Below are 15,800 nucleotides of genomic sequence, written 5' to 3' on the forward strand. Positions count from 1 at the left end.
TAGGATCGCTGTTGTGCCGTATTCCTTCCTCAGCCACCTGGAATGCTCGCGAACCGGTGACCGCCTGGACGCCGACACCGTCCAGGGGCTCTCCCCGGCCGGCGCGCCGCTGCTCGCGCGGTACGACCTGGACGGTGTCCGCGAAGCCGTGACGCCGAAGGAAATCGCCGGGCGCGAGCCGACGCTGTGGCGCTACCACGAGGTGCTGCCGGTGCGCTCGCCCGAGCACGTCGTCAGCCTCGGCGAAGGCATGACGCCATTGCTGCGGCTGCCGCGCTACGGCCGCGAGCTGGGCTTGTCCCGCCTGTGGATGAAGGACGAAGGGCTGGTCCCGACGGGCACGTTCAAGGCGCGCGGGGCCGCGGTCGGCGTCTCGCGGGCGGCCGAGCTCGGCGTCCGCGGGATCGCGATGCCGACGAACGGCAACGCGGGCGCGGCGTGGGCGCTGTACGCGGCGCGCGCGGGACTGTCGAGCCTGATCGCCATGCCGGACGACGCGCCGCCGATCACCATGCGCGAGTGCGTCGCCGCCGGCGCCGAGCTGTACCGGGTGGACGGTCTCATCGGTGACGCGGGCAAGCTCGTCGCTTCGGCGGTTCCGCGTCGCCCGGGGGTGCAGGACGTTTCGACGCTGAAGGAGCCGTACCGCATCGAGGGCAAGAAGACGATGGGGTACGAGATCGCCGAGCAGTTCGGCTGGCGGCTCCCGGACGTCATCCTGTATCCGACCGGCGGCGGCGTCGGCATCATCGGGATCTACAAGGCGCTGCTGGAACTGCGTGAACTGGGCTGGGTTTCCGGCCCGCTGCCGCGGCTCGTGGCGGTGCAGGCGACCGGGTGCGCGCCGATCGTCACGGCCTTTTCGCGCGGGGCAAGGGAAAGCGAACCCTTCCCGGACGCGCGGACGGTCGCCTTCGGCATCACCGTACCCAAGGCTTTGGGCGACTTCCTCGTGCTCGACGCCGTGTACGCGACGGGCGGCGCCGCGGTCGCCGTCACCGACGAGGAACTGCTTGCGGCACAACGGGAACTGACCGAGCGCGAAGGCACCTTCGTCTGCCCGGAGGGCGGCGCGTGCTTCGCGGCGCTGCGGCAGCTTCGCGAGTCGGGCTGGCTCGGGGGCGACGAAGACGTCGTCGTGCTCAACACCGGCGCCGGGATCAAGTACCCGGAGACGGTGCCGCTGGACGTCCCGCTGCTCGCGAAGACCGACGCAATTCCCTGATCAGGTGTCCGTTCCGGCTCCGGTCAATGCCTGGACGCCGACGACCTCCAGCAGCCGCAGCCGCTCGGCCGTCTCACTGCCCTCCGCCGCGGTGAAGGCCATGATCCGCAGGTCGGCCCCGAGTGCGGCGAGGATGTCGCAGTCGAGGGTGATCTCACCGACGCTCGCGTGCCGGACCGTTTTGGTCAGGGGCCCGTGGACGCCCACCACGCCGGAGTCCCACAGCGCCGCGAAGTCACCGCTGCGGGTCCGGAGCTCGTCGATCAGGGCGGCCAGGCCGGCGTCCCCCGGGTAGCGGGCCGACGCCGCTCGCAGGTCGGACACGAAGGCCGTGCGGTGTCCGGTCTCCCGGCTCACGGCCTGGGGGTATCCGGCGGGGGGTTCGACGAACGACCACCACACCGCGTTCCTCCTGAAATCGCGCGGTGCGGGCGGGTCGCCGAACAGCGCGGCCCACAGCGGGTTCCACGTGATGAGGTTCCACGCGGCGTCGTACACGCTCAGCGGCGTGCCCGTCAGCCGGTCCAGCAGGCGCTGGACGCCTGCGGGCACGTGGTCGGACACCTGCCCGGGGCCGGGCACCGCCTGACCGGCGAGCACGAACAGGTGCTCGCGCTCCGCCGCCGTCAGCCGCAACGCGCGGGCCAGCGTGGACAGCACCTGCGGGGACGGATTGGTCGACCTGCCCTGTTCGAGCCGCACGAGGTAGTCGACGGAGAGGCCGGCGAGCAGGGCGAGCTCCTCACGCCGCAGGCCCGGCGCGCGCCGGTGTTCGTCGCCCGGCAGGCCGACCTCCGCCGGTTTCGTGCGGTCCCGCCAAGCGTGCAGGGCCCGGCCGAGATCCGTGGTTCCGCTCATCCCTCCAGTATCGGCGGCCGGCCGCGTCCCGTCGTGGTACTCCCGATCCACCGGCTGCGGCGGGTACTGGCCGGTTCCGGGCGGCTCGCGGAAGGTGGCGGTACCGGCCGGCGGGATCCACCCTGCCGGCCTGCACCGGAGGAGCACGTCGATGAAGTACCGCAAGCTGGGGCGGACCGGGATCGAGGTCAGCCCGTACGCCCTCGGCACGTTGATGTTCGCGAGCCCGATGGGCAACGATCCGGACGAGTCCGTCCGGATCATCCACATGGCGATCGACGCCGGGATCAACCTCATCGACACCGCCGACCGCTACGCCGACTCCGAGGACATCGTCGGAAAGGCCTTGAAGGGCCGGCGCGACGACGTGGTACTGGCCACCAAGGTCGGCCTGCCCATGGGTGCGGGGCCCAACCGGCAGGGCGGCTCCCGCCGCTGGATCACCACCGCCGTCGAAAACTCCCTGCGCCGGCTCGGCACCGACTACCTCGACATCTACCAGCTCCAGCGGCCCGACCCGGACACCGACCCGGAGGAGACCCTGTCCGCCCTGACCGACCTCGTCCGGGCGGGCAAGGTGCGCGTGATCGGTTCCTCGACGACACCCGCCTCCATGATCGTCGAAGCCCAATGGGTGGCCGAACGCGCCGGGTTGCAGCGGATGCGCACCGAGCAGCCGCCGTACTCGATCCTGAACCGCGGCATCGAACGGGAGGTCCTGCCGATCGCGCAGGAGTACGGCTTGGGCGTCCTGGTGTGGGGTCCGTTCGCCCAGGGCCTGCTGACCGGCCGGGTGCGCAAGGGCGGTGGCAACGACCTCAAACGCGTCCGGTTCTCCCGCCACCTCTCCGACGAACGCCGCATCGACGTCGTCGAACGACTCGTGCCCCTCGCGCAGGAGGCCGGCCTGCCGATGACTCACCTGGCGATGGCGTTCGCCGTCGCCCACCCGGGCGTCACCGCCGCGCTCCTCGGCCCGCGCACCATGGCCCACCTCGACGACCTGCTGGCCGGGGCCGAGGTCGAACTGTCCGACGAGGTCATGGACCGGATCGACGAGATCGTCCCGCCTGGTACCGACGTCACCGCGCTCGACCAGGAATACCGGCCCCCGGCATTGACCGAGACTGCTCTCCGGCGTCGTCCCGCCGGGCTGCGGTCCGCGGCCTGATCCGGCCTTCCCCTCGGTTCAGAGGACCGACCGCACCGTTTCGGGGTCGCGGGCGACGACCGCCGTGCCGTCGTCGGCCGTGATGATCGGGCGCTGGATCAGCTTCGGGTGCTCGGCCAGCGCGTCGATCCAGCGGGACCGGTCGTCCGGTGTGCGGCCCCACGACTTGAGGCCGAGGTCCTTCGCGACCGGCTCGGCGGTGCGCGCGATGTCCCACGGTTCGAGGCCGAGGCGCTTCAGGACGGCTTCGAGCTCCACCGCCGTCGGCGGGTCCTCGAGGTAGCGGCGCACGGTGTACTCCGCGCCCGCTTCGTCCAGTATCGACACCGCCGACCGGCACTTCGAGCACGCCGGGTTGATCCAGATCTCCACGGGCGCAGCCTACCGCGCTGGTTTTGGAGCACGTGTTCTGTTACGGTCGCGGCATGCCCCGCCCCCGCGTTCACGACCTCGACGCGCTGCTCGACGTCGCCGAGCGGCTCGTCGCCTCGCCTTCGGAGGTGACGGTCCGTGGCCTGGCGGCGGCCGCGGGCGTCCCGAACGGGACGATCTATCACGCGTTCGGGTCGCTGAGCGCCCTGCTGGCCCGGGTCTGGTTGCGCGCGGCGACAGCTTTCCTCGACCTCCAGACGTCGCTCGTGGACCAGGCGGCTTCGCCGGTGGACGCGGTCGTCGCGGCGGCCGACGCGCCCGCCGCGTTCGCTCTGGTCCGGCCCGACGGGGCCCGGATGCTGCTGAAGGTGCGGGGCGACCGGCTGTTCGGCCCCGAACTGCCCGGCGACCTGGCGGACGAGCTGCACGCGGTGGACAAACGCCTGGTCGCGCTGCTGGTGCGGCTCGCCCGGCAGCTGTGGGACCGCGGTGACGGCCTGGCCGTCGACGTGATCACGACGTGCGTCGTCGACCTGCCGACCGCGTTCTTCCGCCGGGACATCACCGACCCACTGGTGCGGGAAAGGCTGGCCGCCGCCGTGCGGGCCGTGCTGACCGTGCCCCCTCGAGAAAAGGACCGACCGTGACCGTTTCCGTGCTCGACCTCGGCGACGACGAAAACCGGTTCTCCCCGGACTGGCTCCAGCGCGTCCATTCCTTTTTGGACGGTGTGGAAGGCGCCCTGGTGACCACCGGCGGCGGCAAGTTCTATTCGAACGGCCTGGACCTCGACTGGCTGACCGCCCACGGCGACCAGGCGTCGGCGTACGTCGCCGAGGTCCAGGAGCTGTTCGCGCGGGTGCTGACGCTGCCGGTCCCGACGGTGGCGGCGATCAACGGCCACGCGTTCGGCGCGGGCGCGATGCTGGCGATGGCGCACGACTTCCGCGTGATGCGCGCGGATCGCGGCTACTTCTGCTTCCCGGAGGCGGACATCAACATCCCGTTCACGCCGGGGATGGCGGCGTTGATCCAGGGGAAGCTGACGCCGTCGGCGGCGATGGCGTCGATGACGACCGGACGGCGGTTCGGCGGTTCGGAGGCGGCGGAGGTCGGGCTGGTGGACGAGGTCGCGGCCGAAGGTGACGTGGTGAAGGTGGCGAGCGAACGGGTGGCGGCGCTGGCGGGGAAGGACCGCGGGACGCTGGGGGCGATCAAGGCGACGATGTTCGCGCCCGCGGTGGCGGCGCTGCGGGCTGCGTAGGCCTCCGGCCCCCGGTTTCCAGCTTACCGGGGGCCACCGACAGTTCCAGGCCGCGACCGCCGGCCGTGGCGGGCTGCTTCATGGATTCTCGCCGTGCGTGCTCGTGAGTGAGAAACAGTGTTAGAACACTGTTTCTCACTCACGACCGGCTAGGGCCCCGCCAATCGGGCGCGCAGGTGGGCCCGCTCCGGTTCGGTTCCGGCCAGGGACAACGCCTCCCGGTACGCCTCGGCCGCCTCGGTGTGGCGGCCGAGGCGGGACAGGAGGTCGCCGCGGGCCGCCGAAAACGGGCCGTAGCCGCGCAGCCTCGGCTCCGCCGCCAGTTCGTCCAAAAGGGACAGTCCGGCCGCCGGGCCGTCGCGCATCGCCACCGCCACCGCACGGTTCAGCTCCACCACCGGGGACGGCGACAGGCCGCGCAGCACGTCGTACAACGCCACGATCTGGGGCCAGTCCGTGCCCGCCACGTCCGGGGCCTCGTCGTGCAGGGCCGCGATCGCCGCCTGGACGCCGTACCAGCCCGGTGGGCCGCCGGACAGCGCCGTCACCACCAGGGCCGCTCCCTCCTCGATCATCGCGCGGTCCCAGCGGGCGCGGTCCTGGTCGTCGAGCAGGACCAGCGCGCCGCCGGGGTCCGTGCGGGCCTCCCGGCGCGCGTGGACCAGCAGCAGCAGCGCCAGCAGGCCCGCCACCTCGCGCTCGCCCGGCAGCAGCCGGCGCAGGATCCGGGCCAGGCGGATCGCCTCCTCCGCCAGGTCGAGCCGCTGCAGGGACGGGCCCGAACTGGCCGCGTACCCCTCCGTGAAGATCGAGTAGACGACCTGGAGCACGCCCGGCAGCCGCGCGGGCAGCTCGCCGGTGTCCGGCACCCGGAACGGGATGCGCAGCGTGCGGATCCGGTTCTTCGCGCGCACGATCCGCTTCCCCATCGTCGCGCTCGGCACCAGGAACGCCCGCGCCACCTCCGGCGTGGTCAGCCCGGCGAGGCAGCGCAACGTCAGCGCCGTGCGGTCCTCGGCGGACAGGGCCGGGTGCGCGCAGGTGAAGAACAGCTGGAGCCGCTCGTCCGGGAGCTCGTCGCCGTCGGCGGCCGGGGCGGGGGCCGCGCGCTCGGCCTCGACCTGCAGCACCGCGAGCCGGGCCGCGTAGGCCTGGTCGCGGCGCAGCCGGTCGACCGCCTTGCGCCGGGCCGTCGTCATCAGCCACGCGCCCGGCTTCGGCGGCACCCCCTCGGCGGGCCAGCGCACCAGCGCGGCTTCGATCGCCTCCGACGTCACCTCTTCGGCCAGGTCGAGGTCGCCGAACCGCCGGACGAGCGCGGCGAGCAGCAGCCCGCGCTCCTCCCGGAACACCGCTTCGACCGAAGTGACCGCCCGCCCCGTCACCGCCGTCAGCCCACGTAGTCGGCGAGCGGCCGCACCACGATCGACCCGCCGTCCTGCGACCCCGGGCAGCGCGCCGCCCAGTCGAGGGCGACGTCCAGGTCCGGCACGTCGACGACGAAGTACCCGCCGAGCACCTCGCGGGTTTCGGCGAACGGGCCGTCGGTGACGACGCGCTCGCCGCGGTCGTCGACCCGGACCGTGGTGGCCGTGGTGAAGTCGGCGAGCGGGCTCCCGTAGCAGTAGACGCCCGCCTCCTGGATCTCCTTGTAGAACAGCTGCCAGCCCTCGGGCGTGCAGCCGCCGACGGCCTCGCCCTCGGCGTTCAGACTGGCGTTGATCAGCATCAGGTACTTCACGGGATCCTCCAGTGGCTCGGTTGCCGTACGCCACCACTACGAACGGCGGCCGGCCCCTTGGACACACCTTCGCAGAAATACTTCCTCAGGCCCGGAAACCGCGGTCCTGCAGCCGCTTGATCCGGTCGACGTGCGCCGGGTGCCCGGCCAGCAGCCGCGCCCACATCCGCCGCTCGTCGCCGCCGCCCGCCCGGATCCACTCCCGGAACAGCGTGATCAGCTCCGGTCCGTAGCCCAGCCGCGCCGCGACCAGGTCGGCGCGGTATTCGCCGAGCCGTTTCGACCAGGCGAGCACCGGGCCGAGCAGCGGCGCCAGCAGCAGCCACGGGTCGAGGAACGCGAGCGCGGTGAGGATGCCCAGCGTCAGCAGCACGGTGACGAGAACGGCCACCGACCGCCCGAAAGCCGCGAACGCGCGCCCGGCGTACGGCACGGCCAGTGCGAGCAGCCGGACCAGGCGCGTCAGGAGCCGGGCCGGCAGCTCCAGCCACCAGACGTACAGCGAGAGCCGGGAGTGCCCGGCCAGGTGGTGGCCGAGCTCGTGCGCGAGGATCGCCTCCAGGCTCGGCGGCGGCAGCTCCAGCGCGGTCCGCGTGACGGCGACGGTCCGGCCGCCGGCGGCGAAGGCGTTGAGCTCGCGCGACCGGTCGACCCACAGCCGGTAGCGGTCCCCGTCGACCCCGGCGGCGACGCAGACGGCCTGCCAGCCCGGGGTGAGCCGCGCGAGCTCCCGGGTCGTCGGGCGCCGCATGCCGAAGGTCAGCGGCAGCAGGAAGTGTTCGAAGGCGGGCACGAAGGTGATCCCGCCGGCGAGGGCCCAGCCGAGCGGCAGCACCCAGAAGTACCCGGGCCAGGCGAGGTTCCCGGCGAGCCCGAGCACGAGCAGGCTGCTGGCGGCGACGGGCACCGCGAGCAGGACGGCGAGCACGGCGGCCAGGTCGGGCCAGGACCGGTGTGCACCGCTCAACTCCGCACTCCCCCCGCGCCGGCCGCCGCAACCACCTTGGCCGCACCGCCCGGGAAGCACAACGGCCGTCCAGGGGACGGCGGCGGCTCAGCGGAAGGCGTCCGCGTGCGCCTCGGCCCACTCCGCGAACGTCCGCGCCGGCCGCCCGGTCACGTCGGGCACCGTCGGGAACACCGTCGCCTCGTCCAGCGTCCCGTCGACGTAGAAGCTCCAGAACGCCTCGACGTACTCCTGCGGCATGCTCGCCTCGAGCTCCGCGCGCGTCTCGGCGTCCGGCAGCTCCACGCAACGCAGGTCGCGGCCGAGCACCGAGGCCAGCACGGCGACCTGCTCCGCCGGCCGCAGCGCCACCGGCCCGGTCAGCTCGTGGACGAGCCCCTCGTGGCCGCCGGCCAGCGCGAGCGCCGCCACCGCCGCGATGTCCGCCGGGTCGATGCACGCCGCCGCGACCCGCGGGAACTGGACGCGGACGGTGTCACCCGCGCGCAGCTGCGGCAGCCAGCGCAGGGCGTTCGCCATGAAGGCACGCGGCCGCAGGAACGTCCAGTCCAGGCCCGATTCCCGCACCGCCCGCTCGGACAGCGTCATGTAGCGGGAGACGGCGTTGCCCATGTCCGCGAGCGCCGCCGAGCCGCCGGACAGCAGCACGATCCGCCGCACGCCGGCGTCCCGCAGCATGCCGGACATGTCCTCGTAGCCGGACAGCAGGAAGACGCCTTCGACGCCCTTCAGCGCGTCCGCCAGGCTGCCGGGCGAGTTGAGGTCGCCGACCGCGGCCTCCACCCCGTCCGGCAGCCGCACATCCGGCCGGCGCACCAGCGCCCGGACCGGGGCACCCGCCGCCGCGAGTGCCGAAACCACTTCCGCGCCGACATTGCCGGTGGCGCCGGTGACCAGGAACATCGTTCGACCCCCAGAACGGTTTCCGCCAGCCTAGCGCCACCGGACGTCGTCAGTCCTGCGTCGGCAGTTCGTCGAACTCGACGACCTGGCGGACCTCCACCTCGATGTCCTGGTCGAACAGCTCGGCGTACCGCTTGGCGAACTCGACGGCCTCCGCCCGGTCCGCCGCGTTGATCAGCGCGAACCCGCCGATGACCTCCTTGGCCTCGGCGAACGGCCCGTCGGTCACCCGGATCGCGGCGCCGCGCGGCTTGCGGACCAGCGCGCCCTTCTCCGTCGGGTGGACGCCCTCCGCGGTGATCAGGATGCCCTTCTCCACCGACTCCTGGATGAACCCGCCCATCGTCGCGATGAACTCCTGGCTGGGGTTCCACGACTTGGGGTCGTGCTCGTCGACCCGGTGCATCATGAGAAACCGCATGGTGTGCTCCTTGTGCGCTTCGGCCGGGGTCCGGTGCGTTCCCGGACGCGGTGACCGGCCTTCACCCCCGCGTCGAACGCGCCGGCCGGCCGTTCGACATTTCCCCGGGACGATTTTTGCGGCAGAGTACCTGTGACCTGCATCACCACGCCGGAGGTGTCCGATGTCCGTCCTGCTCGCGATCGGCACGCGCAAGGGTCTGTGGCTGGCGACCAGCACGGACGACCGGACGACGTGGGAGGTGACCGGCCCGCACCACCCCATGACGGAGGTGTACGCGGTCGGCATCGACACGCGCCGCGCCACCCCGCGGCTGCTGGCCGGGGTCACCAGCGAGCACTTCGGGCCGAGCGTCGCCACCAGCGACGACCTGGGCGCGACCTGGACCGAACCCGACCACGCGCCGATCGCCTTCCCGCCGGACACCGGCGAGTCGCTCGCGCGGGCGTGGCAGCTGGTGCCGGGCCCGGCGAGCGAGCCGGACGTCGTCTACGCCGGCACCGAGCCGTCCGCGCTGTTCCGCTCCACCGACGGCGGCCGCACCTACGAGCTGGTCCGCGGCCTGTGGGACCACCCGCACCGCGAACACTGGACGCCCGGGGGTGGCGGCAAGGCCATCCACACCGTGCTGCCGCACCCCACCGACCCCGCCCGCGTCACCGTGGCCATGTCCACCGGCGGCGTCTACCGCACCGGCGACGGCGGCGAGTCCTGGGAAGCGAGCAACACGGGCATCAAGGCGGTCCACGTGCCGGATCCCTACCCCGAATACGGCCAGTGCGTGCACAAGGTCGCGCGGCACCCGGCCGAGCCGGACCGCCTGTTCGCCCAGGTCCACCACGGCGTCTACCGCAGCGACGACGCCGGCGCGAGCTGGCAGTCCATCGCCGAGGGGCTGCCCAGCGACTTCGGCTTCCCGATGGTCGTGCACCCGCACCGGCCCGAGGTGATCTACACGTTCCCGCTGGTCGCCGACGCCCTGCGGTTCCCGCCGGACGGCCACTGCCGGGTCTACCGCAGCGAGGACGCCGGCAAGTCGTGGGAGGCGCTGGGGCCGGGCCTGCCGGACTCCTACTGGGCCGGCGTAATGCGGGACGCGATGTGCACCGACGACGCCGACCCGGCCGGGGTGTACTTCGGCTCGCGGACCGGCGACGTCTACGCCAGCCGCGACGACGGCGACAGCTGGCAGCTCGTCGCGGCGCACCTGCCCGACGTGCTCAGCGTCCGCGCGGCGAGGGTGTGACCCGTGCGGATCACCGTGCTGCTGCCCGGCACGCTGCGGGAGAAGGCCGGCGGCGAGTCGCGGCTGGCCGTCGAGGTCGCCGAACCGGCCACGCTGGGCGCTCTCCTCGACGTGCTCGCCGAGCGGTACCCGGCGCTGGAACGGCGGCTGCGCGACGAGCAGGCCGGGCTGCGCCGGTACGTCAACTTCTACGTCGACGGCGAGGAGTGCCGCCACCGCGGCGGCCCCGGGACGGCGTTGCGCGAGGACGCCGAGGTGCAGATCATCCCGTCGGTCGCGGGAGGCTGAGCTCGTCGAACAGCCCCGCCGCGTGCCGGGCCGTCGCGGCCGCCCGGCGCCCGGTGCCGAGCAGCGCCAGCGCGAGCAGGCCGGCGCCGAGCGCGGCGACCAGCCACCACACACCGTGCGCCGAGCCGGCCAGCGCAACGCCCAGGGTGGTGCCGGTCTGCCGCCCGGACGACGCGAGCGAGGCCGCGACCCCGGCCATCGACCCCGGCATCCCGGACACCGCGGTGTTCGTGATCGGCGGGTTGACCGTGCCGAGGAAGACGCCGAACAGCAGGAAGGTGGCGAGCACCACGGGCAGCGGCGTCGCCGGGCCGAGCCACGCCGCCGCGGCACCGCCCGCCGCCAGCGCTGCCCCGGCGACGACCAGCGGCCACCGCGGGCCCCGCGTGCCGACCAGCCGTCCGGTCCGCGGGGACAGGACCAGGACGAGCACCCCGACGGGCAGCAGGCACAGCCCCGCCTGCAGGGCGGTCAGGCCGCGCACCTCCTGCAGGTACTGGGTGGCGACGAACAGGAAGATCCCGAACCCGCACAGGGCCAGCACCGCCATCACGATCGCCGAACTGAACGCGATGCTGCGGAACAGCCGCAGTTCGAGCAGCGGGTCGGTGCGGCGCGGTTCGTAGCGCAGGAGGCCCAGCACGCCGACTGTGGCGAGGGCGAACAGGCCGAGGATCCACGGCGACGTCCAGCCCAGCGAGCGCGCTTCGATCAGCCCGAACACCAGGCTGCCGAGCACCAGCAGCACGAGGGCCTGCCCCACCGGGTCGAAGCGGCGGGCCCGCGGTGCCCGCGACTCGGGCACGAACACCGCGGTGGCGACGAGCGCGGCGGCGATGATCGGGACGTTGACCCAGAAGACGGCGCGCCACCCGAAGCCGTCGACGAGCGCACCGCCGAGGATCGGCCCGAGCGCGAGCGCCAGGCCGGACATCGAGCCGAACACGCCGATCGCGCGGGCCCGCTCGGCCGGAGCCGGGAAGGTGGTGGCGACGATGGCCATCGCGACGGGGTTGAGCATGATGCCGCCGGCGGCCTGCAGCGCGCGGGCCGCGATCAGCCAGCCGATGCCCGGCGCGAGGCTGCACAACAGCGACCCGGCGCCGAAGACGGCGAGCCCGCACTGGAAGACGCGCTTGCGGCCGAACCGGTCGGCGGCCGACCCGGCGAGCACGAGGAACGCGGCCAGCACGAGCGTGTAGGCGTCCACGGTCCACTGCAGGCCGGAGACGGAGGCGCCCAGGTCACGGCGGATCGCGGGCAGCGCGACGGTGACGATGGAGATGTCCATCACCACGACGACGATGCTGGCGCAGCAGATCGCGAGCACGAGACCCGGACGGGTTGCGGTCGGAACGTTCATGCCGTCGACGCTAGGATTTAGAGCGTGCTCGAAGTCAAGCCGATCCCGGCTGAGGGCCTGACCATCGCGGACGCGGCCCGCCGCACCGGCGTCAGCGCGCACACGCTGCGCTACTACGAACGCGCGGGCCTGGTGGTGACGCAGGTCGACCGCACGAGCGGCGGCCGCCGCCGCTACCGGAAGCTCGACCTGGACTGGATCAAGATCTGCACCAAGCTGCGGGCCACCGGCATGCCGATCAAGACGATCCGCCGGTACGCGGACCTGGTCGCCGCCGGCCGCGGCAACGAGCCGGAACGGCTGGCCCTGCTGGAGGAGCACCGCGCCGACGTGCTGGCCCGGCTGGCGGAGCTGCAGGAGAACCTGGCCCTGATCGACCGCAAGATCGGCGTGTACCGCGGCCGGCTCGCTGCGGGCGACGCGGACGGCCTGTGGGCGCCGACGCCGCGCTGAGGCCGGCACCGGCCGGGCAAACGCGCTGGTAACCGGCTTTCCCGGCGAGAAGCGGCCACCCGATACGATTCCGGGCGGTCCCGCCGTCGCCGGACCCACCGTTCCCGGCAGGAGACCCATGACTCAGCCAGCGCTCGCCGACGCCCCCGGGCCGGACGTCACCGCGCCCATCCCGCGGGTCGCCGCAAGCCGCCCGGCGGGACGGCGGCTCGTGGTGGCGTGGTGGCTCTTCGCGGCCCTGCCGGCCGGCCTCGCGCTGCTCGCGGCGGTGCGCGCGCCGCGGATGCACGTCCTGCTCGACTACTGGCACGTGTTCGCCAAGGTCACCGACGACGCCGGGAACCTGCAGCTAGGCCAGGTCTTCACCTACCACCTGGACCAGCCGTTCGTCGTGCCGTCGCTGCTGTTCTACGCCGACGCGGCGTGGTTCGGCGGCGACAACCGCGTGCTGACCGTGCTGACGGTGGTCCTGCTCGCGGTCGCCGTGCTGGCCCTGCGCACGATGCTGCCGAAGCACCTCTCGCCGTCGACGCGCGGCGCGCTTACCGCCGCGATGGCGTGGCTGCTGTTCACCTCCCACGCCACCGAACTGTGGGTCCAGGGCACCAACGGCATCAGCTGGGTGCCCGCGGTGACCGCGTGCACGGTCGCCGTCGCCTGCGCCCACCGCGGACGGCCGGTGGGTGCGGCCGCCGCCGCGGTCCTGGGCTGCCTCAGCTTCGGTGCCGCGCTGCCGATCTGGTTCGTGCTCGCCTTCGTCGCCTGGCTGCGCGGGGAATCCCGGCTCCGGGTCGCGCTCCCGGCCGCGGCCGGCGTCGTCGTCCTCGGCGCGTGGTGGCTCACCAAGCCCGCCGGGACACAGTCGGGCGCGACCGCGGCCTTCGACCCCGACGGGCGCCTGTCCGTCGTCGCCGCCGCCGTGGGCGGCCTGTGGTCAGTCGACGTCGCCGTCGTCGCGGTGATCGCCGGCGGCTGCACGATCGCCCTGCTCGGCCTGCTGCTGCGCCGGACGGTCACCGACCGGCGGGCGGCCGACGCGGGCTGGGCCGGGCTGGCGGTCTACGCGTTCGCGCTGGCGGTGATGCTGGCACTGGGCCGCACGACGGCGAACGTGCCCGGCGGCAACGTCGGGCTCATCAGCCGGTACGTCCTGGTCGCGGCCCTGGCCACGATCGCGCTGACCGTGCTGTCCACTGTGCACCGTCCACAGTGGCCACACCGGTACGTCGCCGCGGCGGTCGTCACCCTGGCGCTGGTGACGCACGCGATCGGCGGCGGCAAGGCCGACGAGGTCCGCCGCAGCTACGCGCCACTCGGCCTCGCGGCCGTCGCGCTCCGCGTCGACGCCCCCGCCGCGCTGGACGCGCTGCACATCCAGCGCGCGGCCGGCCCCGCGGCCCGTGCGCTGCAGGCCTACCCGTTCAGCGGCGCGTTCACCCTCGGCTGCCACGGCCCCGAGCTGGGCAGCCACCTCGACCCGGGCACCGCCGAGCCGGCCCGCGCAGCCCTCGACGCGCCGGCCACCGGCCCCGGCGCCGTCCTCACCGGCTGGGTCGCCGACCAGCCGGACTGCGTCGTCGTCACCGACGCGGCCGGCACGGTGACCGGCGGCGGCAGCGCGGGCCTGCCGCTCACGGCGGCCCAGGCCACCACCGCCCCGCCGGGCGCCACGGGCTGGCAGGCGACGTCGGGACCGGCGGACGGCCCGCTGACCGTGCTCGCCGTCCAGGGCGGCCGCCTGTACCGGATCGGCTAGCCCAAGCCGCCGTAGGCCGCGGCCACCATCGTCATGCCCCGGCCGTCGCCCACGATGGCGTCCAGCATCCGGTTCATCACGTAGGCGACGGTCAGGCCGGCGTCGAAGTCGTTGAACACCAGCGAACCGCCCATGCCGCCCCAGAAGCACGTCCGGCCGCTGACGCCGTAGCCGAGGCCGTACCGCATCTTGACGCCGAGGGCGTAGTCGAGCCCGTGGTACTGCTCTTCCAGGGCCCGCTCGCACCCCGCCCGCGACAGCAGCCCTCCCCCGCCGGAGGTGAGCACCGACTGGACGGTGGCGACCGACCGGGCGTTGCCGTAGCCGGCGCCCGAGGGGATTTCGGCCCGCCGCCAGGACTCGGCGTTCGTGTCCTCGGGCACGATCTCCGGGTTGGGCACGATCTCGAAGAGCTCGGTCGGCGGCGGCACGGTCAGCCCGCCGGGCGGGGCGATGGCGGGTGCGAACCGGTCGTCGTGCGCGGCGGGCAGCCCGATGTGGAAGTCGGCCCCCAGCGGCCCGGCCACCTCGGCGGCGAAGAACGCGCCGATGGTCTTCCCGGTGATCCGGCGGACGACCTCGCCGAGCAGGTACCCCTGCGTGAGCGCGTGGTAGCAGGCGACCTCGCCGGGCGCCCACCGCGGGGTCTGCGCGGCCAGCAGCGCGGTGACCTTGGGCGGGTCGCGCAGGTCGTCGGTGGTGATGGGCGTGTCCCAGGTCGGCAGGCCCGAGGTGTGCGAAAGCACGTGCCGGACCAGGACGTCCCCGGCGGAGAACTCCGGCCAGTACCGGGCCACGGGCGCATCGAGGTCGAGCTCACCGCGGTCGGCGAGCACGAGCGCGCACAGGGCGATCATCGTCTTGGTGGTGGAAAAGACGTTGGTGACGGTGTCCCGTTCCCACGGGACCGTCCGGGCGGCGTCGGCGTAGCCGCCCCAGAGATCGGCCACGGGCCGGCCGTGCAGGAACACGGCCACCGAAGCACCGACGTCGTCCTTGGTGAGGGACTCGGCCAGCGCGGTGCGCACCTCGGAGAACTGCTCGTCGCACGTTCCGTGCAGGGGAACCATGGGGACCGACTCAACCGCGTGTGCTTCATGAACGCCATCGAATATCGGCGGCGCCGGTGCGAGGATGGGACTTCGATGCGCCTGGGAGGTGCGCCGATGGCCAGCGAAGTCGCAACGTTCTGTCCGCTGTGCGTGTCCCGGTGCGGGGCCACCGCCACCGTCGAGAACGGACGGCTGCTGGCGCTGAAGCCCTTGCCCGGCCACCCGACCGGGCAGGCGATCGACGTCTTCGAAGCCCAGGCCCGGACCGAGGAAGCCGGGCGGGTCGGCCGTGAGCTCACCGCGCTCAAGGCGTCGCTCGGCCCCCGGTGCGCCCGCGGCGGATGAGGTCCTCCGGGATGTCGGCCAGCTCCGGCTCCACGACGTCCCGCAGCCGGCGCAGGTCCGGCTCCAGGGACGCGTCGCCGGGCCACGCCGGGTCCGGCTGCAGCGCTTCGGCGGCCTGCATCGCGACCCCGGCGTCGGCCGAGCGCAGCATGGCCGTCAGGATCGGCCAGCCCGCGGGCCCGCTCCCGGCCAGTGCGTCGGCCAGCTGCCGCTGGTGCCCGGGCGGCCAGGACGGCCACGTCTCGCCGAGCCACGTCCAGTCCGCGGGCTCCAGCTTCGCGACCAGCTCCGCCGCCCGCCCGGCGACGTCGTCCGCCCAGTAGTCGGGGTGGTAGTCGCGGCGGATCAGCCGCTCGAGGTCGTCCCGGATCACTT

The 15,800-nt window shown here is 73.5% G+C and carries 19 protein-coding genes; 9 read left to right on the forward strand and 10 right to left on the reverse strand.

The window, feature by feature from the left end:
* Positions 1-13: 13 nt before the first annotated feature.
* Positions 14-1,225, forward strand: coding sequence for a threonine synthase (locus OO60_RS18900; RefSeq protein WP_004562679.1), 1,212 nt, complete (start codon positions 14-16; stop codon positions 1,223-1,225).
* On the opposite strand, the gene OO60_RS18905 is transcribed toward OO60_RS18900, so the two are convergent.
* A complete protein-coding gene (locus OO60_RS18905; protein WP_004562678.1) occupies positions 1,226-2,083 on the reverse strand; it encodes a helix-turn-helix domain-containing protein in 858 nt (285 codons plus the stop codon).
* A gap of 151 nt (positions 2,084-2,234) precedes the next feature.
* Here OO60_RS18905 and OO60_RS18910 point away from each other — a divergent pair, with 151 nt between their 5' ends.
* The gene (locus OO60_RS18910) at positions 2,235-3,254 is read left to right on the forward strand and encodes an aldo/keto reductase (RefSeq protein ID WP_033261798.1); all 1,020 of its coding nucleotides are present in this window, start codon (positions 2,235-2,237) and stop codon (positions 3,252-3,254) included.
* An 18-nt stretch (positions 3,255-3,272) separates the two neighbouring features.
* On the opposite strand, the gene OO60_RS18915 is transcribed toward OO60_RS18910, so the two are convergent.
* On the reverse strand, positions 3,273-3,626 hold the full coding sequence (locus OO60_RS18915; protein WP_004562677.1) for an arsenate reductase family protein: 354 nt from the start codon (positions 3,624-3,626) through the stop codon (positions 3,273-3,275).
* A gap of 53 nt (positions 3,627-3,679) precedes the next feature.
* On the opposite strand from OO60_RS18915, the gene OO60_RS18920 reads away from it, so the two are divergent.
* Both OO60_RS18920 and OO60_RS18925 read left to right on the forward strand, forming a co-directional pair.
* Complete coding sequence (locus tag OO60_RS18920; RefSeq protein WP_004562676.1) at positions 3,680-4,273, forward strand: TetR/AcrR family transcriptional regulator; 594 nt, start codon at positions 3,680-3,682, stop codon at positions 4,271-4,273.
* Complete coding sequence (locus OO60_RS18925) at positions 4,270-4,890, forward strand: enoyl-CoA hydratase/isomerase family protein (protein ID WP_004562675.1); 621 nt, start codon at positions 4,270-4,272, stop codon at positions 4,888-4,890. The genes OO60_RS18920 and OO60_RS18925 overlap by 4 nt, the downstream gene beginning before the upstream one ends.
* 149 nt (positions 4,891-5,039) lie before the next feature.
* On the opposite strand, the gene OO60_RS18930 is transcribed toward OO60_RS18925, so the two are convergent.
* The 5 genes from OO60_RS18930 to OO60_RS18950 all read right to left on the reverse strand — a co-directional run bounded on the left by OO60_RS18930 (position 5,040) and on the right by OO60_RS18950 (position 8,922).
* The gene (locus OO60_RS18930; protein ID WP_209441388.1) at positions 5,040-6,275 is read right to left on the reverse strand and encodes an RNA polymerase sigma factor; all 1,236 of its coding nucleotides are present in this window, start codon (positions 6,273-6,275) and stop codon (positions 5,040-5,042) included.
* Between the two features lie 5 nt (positions 6,276-6,280).
* Complete coding sequence (locus OO60_RS18935) at positions 6,281-6,631, reverse strand: YciI family protein (RefSeq protein ID WP_003090719.1); 351 nt, start codon at positions 6,629-6,631, stop codon at positions 6,281-6,283.
* 85 nt (positions 6,632-6,716) lie between these two features.
* Positions 6,717-7,598 (reverse strand): M48 family metalloprotease, encoded by an 882-nt coding sequence (locus OO60_RS18940; protein WP_003090718.1) that lies wholly within the window; start codon positions 7,596-7,598, stop codon positions 6,717-6,719.
* An 87-nt stretch (positions 7,599-7,685) separates the two neighbouring features.
* Entirely contained in the window at positions 7,686-8,501 is an 816-nt protein-coding gene (locus OO60_RS18945; protein ID WP_003090717.1) for an NAD(P)H-binding protein, read from the reverse strand.
* 49 nt (positions 8,502-8,550) lie between these two features.
* Positions 8,551-8,922 (reverse strand): YciI family protein, encoded by a 372-nt coding sequence (locus OO60_RS18950; RefSeq protein ID WP_081655884.1) that lies wholly within the window; start codon positions 8,920-8,922, stop codon positions 8,551-8,553.
* A gap of 163 nt (positions 8,923-9,085) precedes the next feature.
* Between OO60_RS18950 and OO60_RS18955 the strand changes: the two genes are divergently transcribed.
* A complete protein-coding gene (locus OO60_RS18955; RefSeq protein ID WP_003090715.1) occupies positions 9,086-10,168 on the forward strand; it encodes a WD40/YVTN/BNR-like repeat-containing protein in 1,083 nt (360 codons plus the stop codon).
* A gap of 3 nt (positions 10,169-10,171) precedes the next feature.
* On the forward strand, positions 10,172-10,456 hold the full coding sequence (locus OO60_RS18960) for a ubiquitin-like small modifier protein 1 (protein WP_003090714.1): 285 nt from the start codon (positions 10,172-10,174) through the stop codon (positions 10,454-10,456).
* Here OO60_RS18960 and OO60_RS18965 read toward each other — a convergent pair.
* Positions 10,431-11,819 (reverse strand): MFS transporter, encoded by a 1,389-nt coding sequence (locus tag OO60_RS18965; RefSeq protein WP_033261799.1) that lies wholly within the window; start codon positions 11,817-11,819, stop codon positions 10,431-10,433. The genes OO60_RS18960 and OO60_RS18965 overlap by 26 nt on opposite strands.
* 24 nt (positions 11,820-11,843) lie before the next feature.
* Between OO60_RS18965 and OO60_RS18970 the strand changes: the two genes are divergently transcribed.
* Positions 11,844-12,272, forward strand: a complete 429-nt coding sequence (locus OO60_RS18970) for a MerR family transcriptional regulator (RefSeq protein ID WP_033261800.1) — start codon at positions 11,844-11,846, stop codon at positions 12,270-12,272.
* A 118-nt stretch (positions 12,273-12,390) separates the two neighbouring features.
* Complete coding sequence (locus OO60_RS18975) at positions 12,391-14,028, forward strand: hypothetical protein (protein ID WP_033261801.1); 1,638 nt, start codon at positions 12,391-12,393, stop codon at positions 14,026-14,028.
* Here the strand turns inward: OO60_RS18975 and OO60_RS18980 are convergent.
* Positions 14,025-15,098, reverse strand: coding sequence for a serine hydrolase domain-containing protein (locus OO60_RS18980; RefSeq protein WP_003090049.1), 1,074 nt, complete (start codon positions 15,096-15,098; stop codon positions 14,025-14,027). The two genes, OO60_RS18975 and OO60_RS18980, sit on opposite strands and share 4 nt — an antisense overlap.
* A 96-nt stretch (positions 15,099-15,194) precedes the next feature.
* Between OO60_RS18980 and OO60_RS18985 the strand changes: the two genes are divergently transcribed.
* Positions 15,195-15,425, forward strand: coding sequence for a molybdopterin oxidoreductase (locus tag OO60_RS18985; RefSeq protein WP_003090052.1), 231 nt, complete (start codon positions 15,195-15,197; stop codon positions 15,423-15,425).
* Here OO60_RS18985 and OO60_RS18990 read toward each other — a convergent pair.
* The gene (locus OO60_RS18990) at positions 15,385-15,798 is read right to left on the reverse strand and encodes a hypothetical protein (RefSeq protein WP_033261802.1); all 414 of its coding nucleotides are present in this window, start codon (positions 15,796-15,798) and stop codon (positions 15,385-15,387) included. The genes OO60_RS18985 and OO60_RS18990 overlap by 41 nt on opposite strands.
* Between the last annotated feature and the right edge of the window lie 2 nt (positions 15,799-15,800).

Origin of the sequence: Amycolatopsis vancoresmycina, assembly GCF_000716785.1 — a bacterium.
GTDB lineage: Bacteria > Actinomycetota > Actinomycetes > Mycobacteriales > Pseudonocardiaceae > Amycolatopsis > Amycolatopsis vancoresmycina.

Excerpts from the sequence above, each read along its gene's own strand:
- OO60_RS18945 (WP_003090717.1), bottom strand. The coding sequence starts at position 8,501 with ATGTTCCTGGTCACCGGCGCCACCGGCAATGTCGGCGCGGAAGTGGTT.
- OO60_RS18955 (WP_003090715.1), top strand. The coding sequence starts at position 9,086 with ATGTCCGTCCTGCTCGCGATCGGCACGCGCAAGGGTCTGTGGCTGGCG.
- OO60_RS18975 (WP_033261801.1), top strand. The coding sequence starts at position 12,391 with ATGACTCAGCCAGCGCTCGCCGACGCCCCCGGGCCGGACGTCACCGCG.
- OO60_RS18980 (WP_003090049.1), bottom strand. The coding sequence starts at position 15,098 with ATGGTTCCCCTGCACGGAACGTGCGACGAGCAGTTCTCCGAGGTGCGC.
- OO60_RS18985 (WP_003090052.1), top strand. The coding sequence starts at position 15,195 with ATGGCCAGCGAAGTCGCAACGTTCTGTCCGCTGTGCGTGTCCCGGTGC.
- OO60_RS18920 (WP_004562676.1), top strand. The coding sequence starts at position 3,680 with ATGCCCCGCCCCCGCGTTCACGACCTCGACGCGCTGCTCGACGTCGCC.
- OO60_RS18905 (WP_004562678.1), bottom strand. The coding sequence starts at position 2,083 with ATGAGCGGAACCACGGATCTCGGCCGGGCCCTGCACGCTTGGCGGGAC.
- OO60_RS18965 (WP_033261799.1), bottom strand. The coding sequence starts at position 11,819 with ATGAACGTTCCGACCGCAACCCGTCCGGGTCTCGTGCTCGCGATCTGC.
- OO60_RS18950 (WP_081655884.1), bottom strand. The coding sequence starts at position 8,922 with ATGCGGTTTCTCATGATGCACCGGGTCGACGAGCACGACCCCAAGTCG.
- OO60_RS18910 (WP_033261798.1), top strand. The coding sequence starts at position 2,235 with ATGAAGTACCGCAAGCTGGGGCGGACCGGGATCGAGGTCAGCCCGTAC.